This window comes from Bacteroidales bacterium, assembly GCA_013314715.1.
GTDB lineage: Bacteria > Bacteroidota > Bacteroidia > Bacteroidales > GWA2-32-17 > Ch61.
In genome coordinates, this window is record JABUFC010000011.1 from 25,679 (window position 1) to 44,297 (window position 18,619).

Below are 18,619 nucleotides of genomic sequence, written 5' to 3' on the forward strand. Positions count from 1 at the left end.
ATAGCATTAAAAAAGTTTAACTTTTACTTGTTTTATTAAATTATTTTCGAGGATAAGTTCTTTTGTTGTGTTTTTTTTCCCTTCTAATTCTATAACGGTTTGTTCGGGGGTGTAACTTTTAAGAGTTCCTATTATTTTTTTTCCATCGGTTGTTTTAATTTCAACTTTATGACCTATATTTTTAATAAATTGTATAGGTGCTCGTAGGGGTTTGTCGATACCAGCAGATGATACGGTTAGTTCAATGTTAATTTCTTCAGAAAGTTGTTCAAAAACAAAGCGTGACATTAAGGCACAATCGTCTATTGTAATACCCTCAAGGCTTTCGATATAAATACAATAGCTATTGCCACGAGATTCTGTTATCTCAATTATTTCGAAGTTTTTATTTAATGGTGTTTTTGATGCTATGTCGAACAGTTTTTCTTTCATTTGATATGATTTAAAAAAATAGGGGACTTTTTGTCCCCTGAATATAATATCCCCTAAATTTGTTGCAAAGATAATATGTTTTTATTAAAAATCCTAATATGAATGTATAAAAATTAAAAAGGTTGCCCTTTTAAGACAGCCTCTTTTTGTAAATTAGATAAAGTCTAATATTTGATAGTTATTGTTCCCGTTATAGGATCTTTATCTTTACTTATTTTTATTATATATAAATAAGGTCCCATTGGTAGTTCTTTACCATTGTATTTGCCATCCCATTGTTTTGAGCGGTCGGTATAATTAAATCCGCTACCGGTATAAATAAATAATAAATCGCCCCAACGATTATATATTTCGATGCTGATATCTTCATATCCTCCGATACCAAGAATTTCGAAGGTTTCATTTTTGCCATCGCCATTGGGTGTAATAACCGAAGGTATTACAAGTTGAATATCGATGGTAAAGGTATCGACAGATATACAATTATTAGCATCAGTAACGGTAATAATATAATTGTCGGCTGTAAGATTATTGATATTTGCTGTTGTTGCACCATTACTCCATAAGTATGTATAAGGTAACGTTCCTCCGGTTGTTGTAGTTTGAATATAGCCTAAATTATTTGAAGGATCTTGGCCTATAATACCCGTTGTAACCATGGGTAGTGGGTTCGCAATAACGGCAATGCCTGTAGTTACACATAAATTAGCATCGGTAACAGTAACCAAGTAGGTACCTGCGGTAAGATTGGTTATTTGTTGACTTGAAGAACCAGTTGACCAAGCAAAAGTATAAGGTTCAGTGCCACCTGTTGGATTGATGGTTATACTTCCATTGTTTCCGTTGTAACATAATGGATTGGTTGCTGTAGTTATAGCTTGTAATGGTAAAGGTTCTAAAATAGTTTGTTGATAAATAACGGTACAATTGTTAGCGTCGGTTACTGTTACAGTATAGGTTCCCCCTGCTAGGTTTGTTATGGTAGCAGTTTGTAATCCAGTATTCCATAAATAGGAGTAAGGAGCAAGTCCGCCATTTACATTTATACTTATGCTACCATTTTGTAAACCATTACAAGTTACATTCTGAACGGTTGAAGTTGCAAGTAAAATGGGAGGTTGTGTAATTAGAATGATAGTATCAGCAGTACATCCATTAGCATCGGTAACAGTTACTGAATATTGGCCAGCATTTAAGTTGGTTACAGTAGAAGTAGTTGCTCCATTGCTCCAGTTATATTGATAAGGTGGAGTGCCACCAATTAAATCAATAGAGATGCTTCCGCTATTTTCACCATAGCAATGAGCATGAGTTAAAGAAGTAACGGTAATGTTTCCAGCAGGTAGATTGGTTATTTGAATTGTTTGTACATCTGTACAAGCATTACTATCGTATATGGTTACTGAATAACTACCACTCGATAATCCTTGAATAGTGTCGTTTGTCTGACCATTTGACCATAAGAAATTATACGAAGGTGTACCTCCAACAGCTTCAACATAAGCCCAACCATTTTGAGCATTACAGTTGGCAGAGAATGCGTAAGCAGTTGCGGTTACAGGAGTAGGAGCAGAAATGTAAACAGAATCTATGCTTGAGCATCCATGAGCATCATGAACTGTAACGTAGTAAGTTTGATTACCTGCAACATTGCTCAAGGTATCATTGGTAGTCGATAAGGCGTCGCTCCATATAAAGGAATATGGGCTTGTTCCACCCGAAACAACAACATAAGCCATACCATCTTGGCTATTACTGCATTTAGGCGATAAAGGTTCACCTATATTTAGATCCAAAGCTGTGGGTTCTGATAAGGTAAGATTCAAAGATGCCGAACAATTATGGGCATCCAAAACAGTTACAAAGTAACTTCCGGCACCAATATTATTTAAATTTGCAGTGGTAGCTAGTGTGTTTCCAAGTACATCTTGCCATATGTAATTATAAGCAGCGGTTCCACCTTCAGCATGAAGTTGAATACTTCCATTTGTTAATCCAAAACAACTAGGCTGAATAATAGAATCAACATTAAATACTAAGATATTAGGCTGAGATACTACTACAGAATCGATGCTTACGCAACCGGCACCATCGGTAACACTTAAATAGTAAGTTCCAGCTGGAACATTATAAATAGAATCAGTTATAGAACCTGTTGACCATAATAATGTAATAGGTGAAGTGCCTCCTTGAATGGTTGCTAAAACTTTGCCCGATGAATCTCCGTAACATGAAGGTAATTGCGTTATATTAAATGTCATTGTAGGAGCATTTATGTCTGATACACTACCAGTAAAAATTGCTGTACAACCATGCAGGTCTGTAATGGTTACTGAATATGAACCAGCGCTTAGATTATTGGCGAGTGCAGTTGTTTGATTTCCAGCTCCAGCATCCCACTGATAACTATAAGGAGGAATACCTCCACTGGCCATTGCTTCTAAACTACCATCAGACTGGTTACAATGTGATTGAGTAGAGGTAAAAGTATTTTGAATAGCTGTAGGTTCATCAATGTTAATACTAGCAGTCATAGTACAATTATTAGCATCGGTTACAGTTACAGTGTAAGTACCAGCTTGTAAATTGCTGATATCTTCGCTCGATTGACTATTATTCCAATTGTAAACATAAGCTGGTGTGCCACCACTAACAGTTATGTCTATACTACCATCGCTTGAACCATAGCATAATGTGGAGTCTGCTGACATGGTAATTTGAATTTGAGTTGGCTGACTGATAAATATACTATCTTTTTTAGTACATCCATTTAAGTCGGTTACAGTAACATAATACATACCACTTGTTAAATTAGAAATACTGATAGTATTTTGATTGGTTGACCAGTGATAGCCATATGGACTAGTACCTCCAGATGCGGTAACAAATGCAGAACCATTATTACCGCCATAGCAACTAATAGCATTTGATTGTGTAATTACGGTAGAAATAGCAGTTGGTTCTGTAATGGTAACATTTGAAGTTGCCGTACAAGAATGCCCATCAGTAACTGTTAATGTATAAACTCCAGCTGTTACGTTAGAAATACTGTTTGATGTTGAACCATTAGACCAGTTATAGTTATATGGCATAGTTCCACCAAGAACATTTACAGCTGCAGATCCATCATTTCCACCATTACATAAAACGTTATTTAAAATAGGAACATTAATGGTGATAGCATTGGGTTGAATAATGTTTGCTCCAGAGGTTATGGTACAATTATTAGCATCGGTTATGGTTACGGTATAGTTACCCGCTTGAACATTACTAATATTCGCTGATGTAGCTCCATTGTTCCAAGAATATGTATAAGGAGTAGTACCTCCACTTACCGAGATTGTTGCAGAACCATCACTTCCACCATTACACGATACATTATTTAGAGCTGTAACCATAACAGACATTCCGGCAGGTTGAGAAACAGTTGTATTGGCCATGGTAGTACAACCTCTAGAGTCTGTTATAGTAACAGTATAATTGCCAGCAGATAAGTTATTAACATTTTGTGTATTGGCACCATGGGACCAGTTATAGAAATAACCCGGTGTTCCGCCCGAAGCAGCTACTGAAGCAGAACCATTATTATATCCATAACATGAAGGGGGAATAACCGAAATGATTGAAGCAGTTAAAGCCGATGGTTGCGTAATTACTATACTTTGAACAGCTTGACAGCCAATTTGATCGGTTACAGTCACAGAATAAGTATTAGCAGCTAAATTAGTAAGCGAAGTGCCATTGGCACCATTCGACCAACTATATGAGTAAGATGGAGTACCACCTGTTACTGAAATATCAATAGCACCATTATTACCACCATAACAATTTACGTTAGTAACATTATCAACCGATATGATAGGAGCACCAGTATTGTTTACTGAAACGGTTTCAACTTGTGAGCAATTATTGGCATCGGTTATCGTTACTGAATAATTACCTGCTGGAATTGCATTAATACTTGGAGTTGAAGCTCCTGTATTCCATTGATAAGTATATGGGCTAGTACCTCCAGATACACTTACATTAGCCGAACCATTAGAATTTCCACAAGTAGCATCAGTTACATTTGGTGTTACATTCATTAATGAAGGTTCTGTTATAGTAATAACAGATGTTTTGGTACAACCATTATTATCGGTAACGGTAACTGTATATGAACCTGCGGTTAATCCCGATATAGAATTAGTAGTAGCACCACCCGGTAGCCATAAATAACTGTAACTTGGTGTGCCTCCCGATACATTTACACTTGCCATACCATTAGAACCTCCATTACACGAAACGTTTGTTGATGAAGGAGTTATAGTAATGATTGTTGGTTGAGTTATAGTAACACTAGCTGTTGAGGTACAAGAATTATTATCACTAACGGTTACCGTATAGGTCCCTGCCGAGAGGCCAGATATATTTGAGGTTGTTTGACCATTATTCCATAAATATACGTATGAAGGTGTGCCGCCCGAAACGCTTACCGATGCACTACCGTTATTGCCACCATAGCATAATACATTTGAAGAAGAACTTATATTAGTTGTTAGAGCTGTTGGTTGTGTAATAGTTACACTGCTTGTTGAAGTACAACCTTTATTATCAGTTACAGTTACAGTGTATGTGCCTGCAGATAAGTTTGTGATTGAAGCCGTTGTTTGGCTGTTAGACCACAAATAGGTATAAGGACTTGTTCCTCCAAATGCAGAAACCGTTGCAGCACCTGTAGAAGCACCAAAACAATTAACTGGAGTAGAAGACGATATAGCAGAGGTTAAAACGGTAGGTTGTGTAATGTTTACATTGCTAGTAGTAGTACAACCATTATTATCGGTTATTGTTACTGTGTAATTACCAGCTGTCAGATTTGATGCAGTAGCTGTGGTTTGACTTGGGTTTGTATTCCATAAGTAAGTATAACTTGGTGTTCCACCACTTGCAGTAACTGTTGCTGAACCATTGTTTCCACCATTACATGAAACATTTGTTGAAGATGATATAGAAGATGTGAGTTGCGAGGGTTGGGTAATAGTAACAGAAGTTGTAGCAGAGCAATTATTTGCATCGCGAACAGTAACGGTATATGTACCAGCGGTTAATCCAGAAGCATTGGCAGTTGTTGAACCAGATGACCAATTATAACTATAACCAGGGGTACCGCCCGAAGAACTTACAGTTGCACTTCCATTATTTCCACCAAAACACGAAACATTACTTGAAGATGAAATGTTTACACTAATAGCTGTGGGTTGACTAACGGTGTAACTAGCTACAAACGAACAATTATTGGCATCTTTTACAGTAACACTATAATTTCCAGCCGTTAGTCCAGTTATAGATGAGGTAGTAGCAGAGTTTGACCACAAATATGTATATCCTGGTGTTCCACCGGTAGGATTTACAGAAGCAGTACCATTATTCCCGCCAAAACACGAAACTGAAGTTCCACTTGTTGTTGCATTTACTGCAGTAGGTTGGCTTATAGTAACGGTACTTACCGAAGTACAACTATGGGAGTCGGTTACTGTAACATTATAGGTTGCAGCTGATAAATTGGTAGCTGTTGCGGTTGTTTGACCATTTGACCATGCATACGAATAAGCAGGCGATCCACCTGATGCTGTTACAGTAGCAGAACCATTGTTACCTCCATTGCAACTAACATTCGTAGTTGAACTTATGGCTGAAGTTAAATTTGAGGGTTGACTTACGCTAGCGCTGCTTATTAGAGTACAACTATGACTATCAGTTATGGTTACAGAATAGGTTCCAGCAGTTAAACCTGAAATAGTTTGCGTTGTTTGTGAATTTGACCATAAATAAGTATATGGTGCAGTGCCACCACTTGGATTAACGGTTAAACTACCATTACTTTGACCATTACATGAAACGTCGGTTGTATTAAAAGTTGAAGATAGCGCAGAAGGTTGAGTAATAGTTACAGAAGAGGTGCTCGAACAGTTATTTTGATCTTTAACTGTTACAATATAAGTTCCTGCCGATAAACCAGAAGCAGTAGCAGAGGTAGCACCACTAGACCATGTATAGGTATATCCAGGTGTTCCACCCGAAGCACTTGCAGTAGCACTTCCATTAGAGCCTCCATTGCAGCTAACATTGCTAACTGAACCAATGGATGAAGTTACTTGAGTTGGCTGGGTTACAGTTACAGAGGCAGTTGTCGAACAATTGTTAACATCTTTTACCGTTACTGAATAAACACCAGCACTTAAATTAGAAGCAGTTACCGTAGTTTGTCCGTTCGACCATATATAGGTGTATCCAGGTGTTCCACCCGATGCACTAACCGTTGCGCTTCCGTTAGATGCACCATAGCATAATGGACTAACATTTGAAGAAATGGAAGCAACAACAGCAGTAGGTTGAGTAATAGTAACTGATGCTGTCCCTTTACATGTTAATTGGTCGGTAACGGTAATCGTATAAACACCAGCAGGAACGTTGGTAATAGAAGAGGTCGTTGCTCCATTTGACCATAAATATGAGTAACTTGGTGTACCACCACTGGCTGAGATACTTGCAGCACCGTTAGTTCCACCATAACAAGTTACGTTTGTTACTGAATTTACTGTAACACTTGGAGCACCAGTATTATTAACCGCTACATTATTTACATTCGTACATCCATTATGATCGGTAACAGTTACCGAATAAGTTCCAGCAGCTACATTTGTTATAGAACTTGTTGTAGCAGAATTTGACCATAAATAAGTATAAGGCGATGTGCCACCACTAACTGAAACTGAGGCAGAACCATTACTATTACCACATGTGGCATCGGTTTTACTCATAGTTAAATTGAGTGCTGCAGGTTGAGATACGGTTGCAGTACCTGTTTTTGTACAACCTTTATTATCGGTTATAGTTACATTATAGGTACCAGCAGCCAGATTTGTAGCTGTTTGAGTTGTTTGGGCACTTGGGAACCAATAATAGCTATAAGGTGCAGTTCCGCCCGAAGGAGTTGCTGTTGCTGTTCCATTGGTGCCCCCATTACAACTAGTATTAGTAGCCGTTATGGTAGCATTCAAAACACTCGGTTGTGTAATGGTTACTGAACTAGTAGAACTGCAGTTATTAGCATCACGAACGGTAACGGTATAAGTGCCTGCTGCTAAATTGGTTGCAGTAGCACTCGTTTGACTATTAGACCATGTATAGGTATATCCAGGTGTGCCACCACTAGCAGAAACAGTAGCACTACCATTATTGCCTCCATTACAACTTACATTTGTTTGTGATGTTATAGACGAACTAATGGCTGTGGGCTGAGTTATCGTTACGGTTGATGTAATTGAACAATTATTGGCATCACGAACGGTAACGGTATAAGTGCCTGCTGTTAATCCTGTTGCAGTTTGTGTAGTTTGACTGGGACTGGTGTTCCATGTAATAGGTATAACTTGGCGTTCCTCCCGATGGGGTGGCTGTTGCTGATCCTGAATTGCCACCATTGCAGGCAACATTATTTTGACTTAAACTAACCGTTAATTGAGTAGGTTGATTTATGGTCACAGTTGTTGTTGCAGAACAGTTATTTGCATCGCGAACGGTAACAGTATAAGTTCCGGCGATAAGACCTGTTGCCGTTTGAGTAGTTTGACTTGGACTTGTGTTCCAAGTATATGAATAACCAGGAGTTCCTCCACCAGCCGAAACGGTTGCGGTACCATTATTGCCACCATAACACGAAACGTTGGTAGAAGAGCTAATGGAAGCTGTTACAGCAGAAGGTTGGGTAATAGTTACCGAAGATGTAGTAGAGCAGTTGTTGGCATCACGAACGGTAACATAATATGTTCCAGCAGATAAGCCAGATATAGTTTGTGTTGTTTGGCTATTACTCCAAAGATAGGTATAGCCAGCAGTTCCTCCAGATGGATTGGCGGTTGCTGAACCAGTATTCCCTCCATTACATGCAACATTTGTTTTTGATATCGTTACCGTTAAAGCTGAAGGTTGGCTTATTGTAACGCTGGTAGTTGCTGAACAATTGTTTGCGTCGCGAACGGTAACGGTGTATGTTCCAGCTGCTAATCCGGTTGCAGTTTGGGTAGTTTGAGAATTTGACCATGCGTAGGTATAAGGTGCTGAACCACCACCAGGCAGTACAGTCGCACTTCCGTTAGTGCCACCTGAACAAGAAACATTGGTTTGTGACGATATAGAAGCGGTTACAGCTGTTGGCTGACTAATGGTAAAAGTACGTGTTGTTGAACAATTGTTAGCATCTTTAATGGTTACCGTATAGGTACCTGCAGATAAACCCGAAGCAGTTGATGTTGTTTGACCATTAGTCCATGTATAATTATACCCAGGTGTACCACCACTAACTGAAACAGTAGCTGAACCATTATTACCACCAAAGCAAGAAACATTTGTTTGCGAAGTAGTAACAGATAAGGCTGTAGGTTGCGAAACAGTAGTTGATTTTACAATCGTGCAACCATGCGCATCGGTTACGGTAACCGAATAAGTACCAGCTGTTAATCCCGAAATGGACGACGAAGTTGAGCTATTGCTCCATAAGTAGGTATAGCCTGCAGTGCCACCTGATGGGCTTACGGTAGCAGTACCATTACTGCCTCCATTGCACGAAACAGCAGTAGAAGAAATGGTGGCATTTAACTGTGTAGGTTGTGATATAGTTATCTGAGCGGTTGCATTACAAACGTTATTAGCATCGCGTACTGTTACCGTATAGGTACCTGCTGTTAAACCTGTTGGGTTTGCCGAAGTAGAACCATTGCTCCATGAGTAGGTATAAGGAGGAGTACCACCTGTACCGCTTGCTGTTGCAGAACCATTATTGCCTCCATAGCAAGAAACATTACTTACCACCGAAGCAGAAGCAGATACACCGGTAACACTAAAACTTAATGTTTGTCCACCGGTAGGGTGACTACAAATATCAGAAACAGAGTTATTGACTAAGCCTATTGTATAAGTACCTCCTTGAACAAAGGCAGGGCTTACTGTTAGTACAAAATCGCGTTCGTAACTACCACCTGCCGAACAGATAGCTCCATTGACGGCAGTTACGGTATATGGTCCACCCGGACCACTAATGGTAAAGTCAGACGCTTGCACAGAGCTACATAGTACATTTTCGCTAAATCTAATGACGACTTGATTTTGACCACAAGCAGGAGATTGTACTATGTTGTATAGATAAGGTCCTGTATTATCTACAACTTGAGCAGTACCACCAAATGTTATGGAGTAACCACTTTGTGTAGAACTAAAATTACTAACATTTACAACATAGGTTTGCCCCGCTGTAACATTTATGGCTGCATTGTAAGTTGTACAATAAGCAGGGTCACCATACATACAACTATTAGAAGAACCTCCTGTGGGTCCAGTTGATCCGGATATGCCACAAAAATTACAACTTACTTGTAGGCTTGGATTAGTATAAATATCAGCACATTCAGCATTGGTTAAATTATATACAGCCCAGTCGTAATCATCGCCACTCGAATTTGGAGTTATAGTAAAAGTTACAGTTCCAGAATTTTGCACAGTAAAAGTGTACCAAACATCATTTAATTCTCCTGCTAATAAGCAATTGCCTGGACACATATTGTCAGAATAAGGCGTGTGTGTTGGTATTTCGGTGGGATAATTCCCTTGTCCTGAATATGATACGCTTGTACTATATGTACTAAAGCACAATGGTATTGCACCAGCACAATCTTGAACCGTTGGAGTGGCTACACTCGAACAAGAAATAGAAGCAGCCCAACCATCATAAGTAATACTAGCATCAGAAGTAAAACGAAATGTTAAACAAGTCCCCGACGATGTTATAGTTCCAGGCGAAGTTGTACTTGTATAGGTGCCAATCAGTGTACTCGAAGTATTGGGTCCATCGTATATATACAAAAAATCATAATTGTTTTCGATATTAAACGACGAAAAAGCAACAGTTATATGACCACCATTACTTGAACATAAAGTCATGGTGTAATCTTCACTATTTTGATAAGTACCACTACTTCCTCCACTATCATAGAAATAACCGGAGCAAGTAGAAACTGTACCACCCGAATTGATGGTATAAGTTTGCCCTAAAGCAAAAAATGAAGAAAAAATAAAGAACGAAAAGATTAAAGTAAACATTCTCATAGCTATAAGTTTATATTCTGCAAATATATACTTTTTTTTTAATTTCAAAAAAAATATTTATTTAAAGTAAGTAATTAAAAAAGCAATAAGTTTTAAAAAGATGAATAATAATCAATATTTTTCAAATTGAAAAGAAAATATGTACTTTTGCATGTATGGATAAGAAGAAAAAAAGCTTTTTAACTAAATGGCGACATAAGTATCGCTTAATTCTTTATAACGATAATACATTCGAAGAAGTATTGCATTTTAGACTTTCGAGATGGAATGTTGCATTATTATTAGTTTTAGGCTCATTTTTTATAGTTATTCTTACCACATTTGTAATTGCTTATACACCGTTAAGAGAGTATATTCCAGGTTATCCTGATGCCGATGCTATTCAAAGAGCAAGGTACAATAAAGCTTTTATTGATTCTATTGAGGAGAAATTGCAATATCAAGAAAAATACTTAAATAACTTAAAATACTTAATTTTATACGGTGAGCCTATTAATAAGCAAACCGTTATGCATGTTGATACTACAGAAAATTATAAAAATCTTGTACTTGATGCATCGCCTGAAGATTCTTCATTTCGTAAGATGGTCGAACAAGAGGAAAAATATAGTCTTTCACAGGAAAAATCGCTTCAATCGCTTTTTGTTCAGAATCATTATTTTATACCAGTTAAAGGGATTATTGTCAATAAATTTAATAAAAGTCAAAAACATTATGGGATCGATATTGTTACAAAATCAAAAGATATGGTATTTTCAATACTCGATGGTCAAATTGTTTATGCTGGTTATACTTCTCAAACTGGTTATATGGTGATAATTCAACATCGCGAAAATCTTTTATCTATATATAAACACATGGATCAAATTTTTACAACTATTGGTCAAAAGGTTAATGCCGGCGAGGTACTTGGCATAGTTGGTAATACAGGTGAACTTACAACAGGACCTCATCTTCATTTTGAGCTTTGGTATAAAGGACAACCTCTTAATCCTGAAAACATCATGACATTTTAACAATGAAAAAACAATCGATAGCTATTTTAGGGTCAACTGGCTCTATCGGACGACAGGCCATAGAAGTTATATTAGCACATAAAGACCTATATGAAATAGAGTTATTAACAGCCCATAAAAATGCTAATTTACTCATCGAGCAAGCAATTGAAACATTGCCCAATACAGTAATTATTTATGACGAATCACAATACTCATATGTTAGTCACCAATTAAGCCATTTACCCATAAAAGTATTTGCTGGAGAGCAGTCAACAATTGATTATTTAGAAGTGAGTCAGTGCAATACTGTTATTGCTTCTATTATGGGTTTTGCTGGTTTATTGCCTGTAATAAAGGCAATTGAAAAAAAGAAAAAAATTGCACTTGCTAATAAAGAAACCTTGGTTGTAGCTGGCGAAATTATTAAAAATTTGGTCGATAAATATCAAACTCCTTTTCTTCCTATCGACTCTGAGCACTCCGCCCTTTTTCAGTGTATGGTAGGAGAACCACTTAATAGTGTCGAACAGCTTATTCTTACTGCTTCAGGCGGACCATTTAGAGAAATGACGTACGAACAACTGTTAAAAGTAAATGCTCAACAGGCGCTTTGTCATCCTACATGGAACATGGGCAAAAAAATTACCATCGACTCAGCAACACTTATGAATAAAGGATTAGAAGTAATTGAGGCCTATTGGTTATTTGGCATTCCACCAGAAAATATCAAAGTTCTTATTCACCCACAATCTATTGTTCATAGCATGGTGCAGTTTAACGATGGAAGCATAAAAGCCCAACTTAGTTTGCCCGATATGCGTTTTCCTATTCAATATGCACTTTCATTCCCTCAACGACACCTAAATTCGTTTCCAAAATTAGATTTTTCAATATTGGCAAACTTAAATTTTTATGAACCCAACAGACAACTCTTTCCTTGTTTAGATTTAGCATACGATGCTTTAAAACGTGGAGGCAATATTCCTTGCATACTTAATGCCGCTAACGAAGTCGCTGTTGAAGCATTTCTTAATCAACAAATTGGCTTTTATGATATTCCAAGAATTATAGAACAATCTATTTCTAAAATATCGTTAATTCTGAAACCAACTTTACAACAACTTATCGAAACTGATAAAGAAACTCGTATCTTTGCAACTTCATTAATTTAATTTTTATTATGAACGAAATAATAATCAAGGCTTTACAACTAATACTAAGCTTATCTATTTTAGTTATTATTCATGAGTTTGGACATTTCTTTTTTGCACGACTATTTAAAACCAGAGTCGAAAAATTTTATCTCTTTTTTAACCCTTGGTTTTCAATTGCAAAGAAAAAAATTGGCGAAACCGAATATGGTATTGGTTGGCTTCCACTCGGCGGTTACGTTAAAATCTCAGGTATGATAGATGAATCGATGGATAAAGAGCAAATGAAAATGCCCCCACAACCTTACGAATTTCGTTCTAAAAAAGCATGGCAACGATTATTAATAATGTTAGGTGGAATATTATTTAATATAATTTTGGCGTTCTTCATATATAGTATGGTATTATTTACCTGGGGCGAAAAATATCTTCCCGCTTCAGAAGTTACTTATGGAATTATGACCGACTCTATTGGTTACAAGGTGGGGTTAAGAAATGGAGATAAAATTATATCGTTAGATAATAAACCGGTCGATAACTTTAGAAAAATTGTTCACGATATTTTGCTCGAAGATATTAAAACTATACAAGTTAAACGCAACGATTCTATTATAAACATTCTGCTCCCTTCTGATATTAAAGCCGATTTAGTTAAAAATCCAACATTTTTAGAAGTTCGTATTCCTTTTATTGTTGATGCATTTATAAGTAATTCAGCGGGCGAAAAAGCAGGTATAAAAAAGGGCGATAAATTTATTGCTATCAACGATTCTGCTGTTACATATTTTGATGAAGTAAGAGCAATGTTGTCGCGTCATAAAAACGAGAAGGTTACCCTAAAGCTTTTAAGAAATAACGATACGGTATCGTTAACGCTTACTATACCTCCCGATGGAAAATTAGGCATTTTTCCATTATCCGATTTAGAAAAATTTTTCAAGCTTAAAGAGATTCATTATGGTTTCTTTGAGTCGATTCCTGCAGGTTTTGTAAAAACATTTAGCATGCTCGATAGTTATATTAAGCAATTTAAGCTTATTTTTTCACCCGAAACAAAAGCTTACGAATCGGTAGGCGGCTTTATTTCGATTGGAAAAATATTCCCAGCTGAATGGGATTGGCTTTCGTTTTGGAGCATGACGGCTTTTCTTTCTATTATACTTGCATTTATGAATTTACTTCCTATCCCTGCTTTAGATGGCGGACATGTATTGTTTTTGATATTCGAAATTATTACTCGCCGCAAACCCTCCGATAAATTCTTAGAATATGCTCAAATAGTGGGTATGGCTATTTTATTTGCTTTGTTAATATTTGCTAATGGTAACGATATAATTAAACTGTTTAAATAATTTACTGCTTTTTGAGTGAAGGATTAAGTTCGTAAGATTTATTTAGATAATAATCTGCATTGGTTTTATCACCTAAATTTTGATACGTTATTCCTATAAAATAATGAGCCATTGCGTTTTGTGGATTGTATTCAATACATTTTTTAAATGCAGCAATCGCTTCATTAAAACGCCCTAAAGTACCGTAAGTGCTACCTAAATTCATCCAAGCATCCGAAAATTTTGGGTCGTAACGTACAGCATTTTCATACGCTTCGAGTGCTTTGTCGTATTGTTGGCGATTAAAGTAAATAACTCCCATGTTGCTGTATGTAATCGATTTTCCTGGTGCAAGCTTCAGACAAGTATCGTAATAAGCCAAAGCTTTGTCCAGTTCGTTTTTACGAAAATATGCTAATCCAAGTTGATCGTAGGCATCTGCAAAAGTAGGAACGATTTTTCTTGCCTTTTTGAAATAATAAATAGCAGTATCTAAGTATTCGGGTTTAACTACTATGCCATTTTCCATAGCTTTGCCTTTCATTATTTCTAAACCATAATAATAATTCATGTGAGCCGATTGAGGTGATTTAAGAATATCAGCTTCGTAAAGCGATAAGCTACTTTTCCAATCTTTGTTTCGGCTCCAGGTTAAACCTAAATAAATAATTAAAATAGGCAATATAATAAAGAAAACTTTATCCGAAAATACTTTACTAAATTCAACTTGTTTTTCTAAAGAATTAAATATTTTGAGTACAAAATAAGAAATGCTAATTGTAAATGCTAGCGAAGGAACAAATAAAAGACGTTCACCAAACGATGTCCCAATTAAAATTATTAAATTTGAATACACCGACATGGTTATAAAGAAAAATAAAATAGCAAATGATAAAATATGTTTTTGTTTAAATTTCCAAATAGCAAATACCGCTATTATTAAATAAAATAATAACGAAATAAGTACATATATATCATCAAAACCAACAATGGCGATTTGATTATATGAGTAATCGCAAGCTAATGGATAAGGTATAAGTAATTTCCATATATAAAGTCCTAATAATTTTATTGCGGTTGCTGTTCGTGTTATAAAATCTGGAGCTGCTACTAATAAGTTGTCTACCATACTAGTTTGGTCTAAATGAGCTTGATTGCCAATAGCTCTGTAACGCATAGCAAAAAAGATTAAAACCGGAATAAAATAAAGTAAACTTAAAGTAAAATAGGTCGATTTTTTTTCTTTTGTAAAAAAATAAAAAATTAGCGGGATAATAGCTAAAAAAGTGATAGCACTCTCTTTGCTTAATAAAGCTAATAAAAATGTAAATAAGGCACTTATAAAAGCCCCCCTTTTTTTAGTACTTAAATATTTGAACAATAGCAATATAGACGCGATACTAAACAAAAAGGCTAAAATTTCGTCCCGACTTTTGATATTGGCTACCACTTCAGTATGAATAGGGTGCAATACAAAAAATAGTGTTGTTATAAAAGCTAAAAGTATAGAATAATTAGCAAAAATTTTTTGAAGCAATTTAAATAACAGTACACAAAGTAAGCCGTATAAAAGCAAATTTATAACATGTCCTGCTTTAGGGTTGTCAGGCCAAATTTCCCATTCAATGGCATACATGATTAAGGGTAATGGGCGATAAAGATTATCGGGTGAATTCCAATAACCATATCGATATCCTGTTTTTAAAATGGTAGCTATTCCTGCAGTACCCTGTTTTACTACAAAATTTTCTTTAATAACCGAAAAATCGTCTAATACATAGCCATGATTAATTGTATTAGCATATGCAATAAAAGCAACTAAAAAAATAAAAACATAATAAGGATACCATTTTTTTTTACTAGCGCTAGTATTGGTTGAGATATGCTTATTTTTAGTGTTTAATCGCTTATTATTAGCCATATTTTAATAATTATTTGATGAAAGCATTACTAAAACACACCATTCTATTACTTCAATGCCTTTGCTTTGGGCTAATTCTTTTAACTCTTTGTTTTCGGTTCCAGGATTGAAAATAATTCGCTTAGGCTGTAAAGAAAAAATATAATTGTAATATTCTTTCTGATTTTCGGGCGAAAGATACAAGGCTATGGTATGAACGTCTTTAATGGGTATTGTTTCTTGAATAATGTTAATGCCATTAATTTCCCCTTTTCTTTTGCCTATTGCGATGACCTCATGGCCATGTTTCGTTAAACTTTCAATGGCTTTGTATGCGTAACGGTTGGGATTGGGGCTTGCCCCTAAAACTAATGTTTTTATCATTTGTAACTATTTTTTTAGATAAATGTCAGAACTTGTCTTGTCATACTGACGAAATGGGATATGCCATTCGAATAAAGAGCAAGGCTTATTAGTGAGTGATAATTTCATTTTCGGTTGGTGTATATTCGTCCTCATGGCTATTTCATAAATCTAAATTAAAGATATTAAAAAAAGAGGCCTTGCCTCTTGCAAAAATATTTTAATTTTATGACTTAAAAAATGTTTTAATGAATTTTTTTGTATATCTTTACGAAGTTAAAAAATAAGCATAATAAGTAGTTAAATGCTTAAATTTCAATTAATATGAAAAGTAAGTCATGTTCTAATTCACCTTCATGTGAAGATTGTGTAATAAACAATATTTCGGTTTTTAATAAACTGACAGTCGATGAGTTAAACTTACTGAATTTCGAAAAAGTTTGCCATGTATATAAAAAGGGTACCATAATTTATAATGAAGGAAGCCGTATTAGTGGTTGTTATTGTATTCATAAAGGAATAATTAAGCTTTATAAAACCGGATTTGAAGGCAGGGAACACATTATTCGTTTTGCCAAAAAAGGCGAAATTATTGGTTACCGCTCATTATTGAGCAACGATTTTGCTTGTCATACAGCAAAAGTCTTAGAAGATGCACAGGTATGTTTTGTCCCAGGCGAAACGCTCTTCAAATTATTAGAAAATAATTCAAAATTTTCGATGGAAATGCTAAAATTAGCTTGTGTGGAGTTGGGTGAGGCAAATGCATTTATAACCGATATTGCTCAAAAAACAGTTCGCGAACGATTAGCAGAAGTTTTATTAATTCTTAAAGATTCTTTTGGCTTAGACGAAGAAAAAAATCTTCAAATAGTTCTTACACGCGAAGAAATTGGTAATATTATTGGTACTGCAACCGAATCAGTTATTCGTCTTTTAAGTGAGTTCAAAGAAAATAATTGGATCGAAATTAATGGACGGAAAATTAAGATCCTCGACGTTAAAGCGATTCAAAAGGTTGCTGCTAAAAAATAAACCATGTGTTTTAATTGTTTTTTTAATCGATAAAAATATATAAATTTACCACAAAAAAAATTATGGCAGATTTATCAACAAACTATTTAGGTCTTAAACTTAAAAATCCCATTATAGCAGGCAGTTGTGGTTTAACTAATTCAGTAGATTCTATAAAAAAACTCGCCGATAATGGCATCGCGGCAATAGTGCTTAAATCATTATTTGAAGAACAAATTTTATTCAATGCAAATGAAAAAACGCACGAAAATCAATACGACTATCCCGAAGCTTATGATTATATAAAAAATTATTCAAAATTAAATGATATAGCGACTTACCTTAATTTGATAAGTCAAACTAAATACGAAACCCAAATACCGATTATTGCAAGCATCAATTGTGTTTCACCCAACGAATGGGTTACGTTTGCTAAAGACATTGAAAATGCCGGTGCCGATGCACTTGAATTAAACATTATGATTTTGTCGAGCAATGCAAAATATTCTAGCCAAGACAACGAACAAATGATGCTCGATATTATTCAAAAAGTACGACAAAATACTAAACTCCCAATAGCGGTTAAATTAAGCAGCCATTCTTCAGGCTTAGCTCATTTTATTCAAAAACTCGATTGGTCAAAACTAATTCAGGCAATTGTACTTTTTAATCGTCAGTATTCACCCGATATTGACATTGAAACTTTAAAAATTACTTCGGCAAATGTTTTAAGTAACCCTACCGATTATGTTGAAAGCTTACGTTGGGTTGCAATTATGAGTGATAAAATAAAGATGGATATTGCTGCAACTACGGGCATTTGGGAATCGAAAACCATTATTAAACAACTATTAGCGGGTGCCGATGCAGTTCAAATAGCAAGTGTTTTGTATAAAAACGGTCCGGTATATATTCAAACGCTTATAAATGAATTAGATTCATGGATGAAACAAAAAGGTTTTAATTCCATTAACGATTTTAAAGGCAAAATGAGCATGCAAAATACACAAAGCCCTGTTGCTTTTGAACGTATTCAATTTATGCGTTATTTTTCTAACATAGAATAAATGATGAATTATCTTAAAAGAGTAATATTGTTCTATGTGGATGGATTTCGGCATTTAAGTACCTTAGGAAAAACTTTATGGATTATTATTTTTATTAAGCTATTTATCATGTTCTTTATACTCAAACTATTTTTCTTCCCCAATGAGTTGAAAAATAATTTTAAAAATGATCAACAACGTAGCGATTATATTTTGGAACAACTAACTAAAACAAAGTAAT

General features: G+C 35.5%; 11 protein-coding genes and 15 pseudogenes. 6 read left to right on the forward strand and 20 right to left on the reverse strand.

Annotation, left to right across the window (positions count from 1 at the left end; translation table 11 throughout):
* Nucleotides 1-6: 6 nt before the first annotated feature.
* The 18 genes and pseudogenes from HPY79_03945 to HPY79_04030 form a co-directional block, all read right to left on the reverse strand.
* Complete coding sequence (locus HPY79_03945) at nt 7-432, reverse strand: hypothetical protein (protein ID NSW44961.1); 426 nt, start codon at nt 430-432, stop codon at nt 7-9.
* 164 nt (nt 433-596) lie between these two features.
* Complete coding sequence (locus HPY79_03950; protein NSW44962.1) at nt 597-1,091, reverse strand: gliding motility-associated C-terminal domain-containing protein; 495 nt, start codon at nt 1,089-1,091, stop codon at nt 597-599.
* Nucleotides 1,092-1,199: 108 nt separating this feature from the next.
* Nucleotides 1,200-1,544: pseudogene (locus HPY79_03955) on the reverse strand (SprB repeat-containing protein).
* Between the two features lie 102 nt (nt 1,545-1,646).
* Nucleotides 1,647-2,171 (reverse strand): annotated as a pseudogene (locus HPY79_03960) (SprB repeat-containing protein).
* A gap of 186 nt (nt 2,172-2,357) precedes the next feature.
* Nucleotides 2,358-2,693: pseudogene (locus HPY79_03965) on the reverse strand (pectate lyase).
* Between the two features lie 123 nt (nt 2,694-2,816).
* A pseudogene (locus tag HPY79_03970) lies at nt 2,817-3,143 on the reverse strand (adhesin).
* 120 nt (nt 3,144-3,263) lie between these two features.
* Nucleotides 3,264-3,524 (reverse strand): annotated as a pseudogene (locus tag HPY79_03975) (SprB repeat-containing protein).
* 192 nt (nt 3,525-3,716) lie between these two features.
* Nucleotides 3,717-3,872 (reverse strand): annotated as a pseudogene (locus tag HPY79_03980) (SprB repeat-containing protein).
* A gap of 72 nt (nt 3,873-3,944) precedes the next feature.
* Nucleotides 3,945-4,292: pseudogene (locus HPY79_03985) on the reverse strand (SprB repeat-containing protein).
* Between the two features lie 111 nt (nt 4,293-4,403).
* A pseudogene (locus HPY79_03990) lies at nt 4,404-4,691 on the reverse strand (SprB repeat-containing protein).
* Between the two features lie 159 nt (nt 4,692-4,850).
* A pseudogene (locus HPY79_03995) lies at nt 4,851-5,189 on the reverse strand (SprB repeat-containing protein).
* Between the two features lie 126 nt (nt 5,190-5,315).
* Nucleotides 5,316-5,651 (reverse strand): annotated as a pseudogene (locus tag HPY79_04000) (SprB repeat-containing protein).
* A 117-nt stretch (nt 5,652-5,768) separates the two neighbouring features.
* Nucleotides 5,769-6,104 (reverse strand): annotated as a pseudogene (locus HPY79_04005) (SprB repeat-containing protein).
* 120 nt (nt 6,105-6,224) lie between these two features.
* A pseudogene (locus HPY79_04010) lies at nt 6,225-6,557 on the reverse strand (SprB repeat-containing protein).
* 117 nt (nt 6,558-6,674) lie between these two features.
* A pseudogene (locus HPY79_04015) lies at nt 6,675-6,959 on the reverse strand (SprB repeat-containing protein).
* Nucleotides 6,960-7,130: 171 nt separating this feature from the next.
* Nucleotides 7,131-7,235, reverse strand: a pseudogene (locus tag HPY79_04020) (SprB repeat-containing protein).
* Nucleotides 7,236-7,361: 126 nt separating this feature from the next.
* A pseudogene (locus tag HPY79_04025) lies at nt 7,362-7,703 on the reverse strand (SprB repeat-containing protein).
* 52 nt (nt 7,704-7,755) lie between these two features.
* Nucleotides 7,756-10,575 (reverse strand): hypothetical protein, encoded by a 2,820-nt coding sequence (locus HPY79_04030; GenBank protein ID NSW44963.1) that lies wholly within the window; start codon nt 10,573-10,575, stop codon nt 7,756-7,758.
* 155 nt (nt 10,576-10,730) lie between these two features.
* On the opposite strand from HPY79_04030, the gene HPY79_04035 reads away from it, so the two are divergent.
* From HPY79_04035 to rseP, 3 genes are read left to right on the forward strand one after another with little or no spacing between them, the layout of a single operon-like run.
* The gene (locus tag HPY79_04035; GenBank protein NSW44964.1) at nt 10,731-11,591 is read left to right on the forward strand and encodes a M23 family metallopeptidase; all 861 of its coding nucleotides are present in this window, start codon (nt 10,731-10,733) and stop codon (nt 11,589-11,591) included.
* A gap of 2 nt (nt 11,592-11,593) precedes the next feature.
* Nucleotides 11,594-12,745 carry a 1-deoxy-D-xylulose-5-phosphate reductoisomerase gene (locus HPY79_04040; protein NSW44965.1) on the forward strand — a complete coding sequence of 384 codons (1,152 nt, stop codon included), beginning with the start codon at nt 11,594-11,596 and terminating at the stop codon, nt 12,743-12,745.
* A gap of 8 nt (nt 12,746-12,753) precedes the next feature.
* Nucleotides 12,754-14,076 (forward strand): RIP metalloprotease RseP, encoded by a 1,323-nt coding sequence (rseP, locus tag HPY79_04045; protein ID NSW44966.1) that lies wholly within the window; start codon nt 12,754-12,756, stop codon nt 14,074-14,076.
* 1 nt (nt 14,077) lies between these two features.
* Here the strand turns inward: rseP and HPY79_04050 are convergent, their stop codons facing one another.
* Together HPY79_04050 and HPY79_04055 are read right to left on the reverse strand one after the other, a co-directional pair.
* A complete protein-coding gene (locus HPY79_04050; protein NSW44967.1) occupies nt 14,078-15,976 on the reverse strand; it encodes a tetratricopeptide repeat protein in 1,899 nt (632 codons plus the stop codon).
* A gap of 3 nt (nt 15,977-15,979) precedes the next feature.
* A complete protein-coding gene (locus tag HPY79_04055; GenBank protein ID NSW44968.1) occupies nt 15,980-16,339 on the reverse strand; it encodes a CoA-binding protein in 360 nt (119 codons plus the stop codon).
* A 303-nt stretch (nt 16,340-16,642) separates the two neighbouring features.
* On the opposite strand from HPY79_04055, the gene HPY79_04060 reads away from it, so the two are divergent.
* From HPY79_04060 to HPY79_04070, 3 genes are all read left to right on the forward strand, one after another.
* Nucleotides 16,643-17,353, forward strand: a complete 711-nt coding sequence (locus HPY79_04060; protein NSW44969.1) for a Crp/Fnr family transcriptional regulator — start codon at nt 16,643-16,645, stop codon at nt 17,351-17,353.
* Between the two features lie 62 nt (nt 17,354-17,415).
* On the forward strand, nt 17,416-18,399 hold the full coding sequence (locus tag HPY79_04065) for a dihydroorotate dehydrogenase-like protein (GenBank protein NSW44970.1): 984 nt from the start codon (nt 17,416-17,418) through the stop codon (nt 18,397-18,399).
* Between the two features lie 3 nt (nt 18,400-18,402).
* Nucleotides 18,403-18,618 carry a DUF4492 domain-containing protein gene (locus HPY79_04070; protein ID NSW44971.1) on the forward strand — a complete coding sequence of 72 codons (216 nt, stop codon included), beginning with the start codon at nt 18,403-18,405 and terminating at the stop codon, nt 18,616-18,618.
* The last annotated feature ends 1 nt before the right edge of the window (nt 18,619 follow it).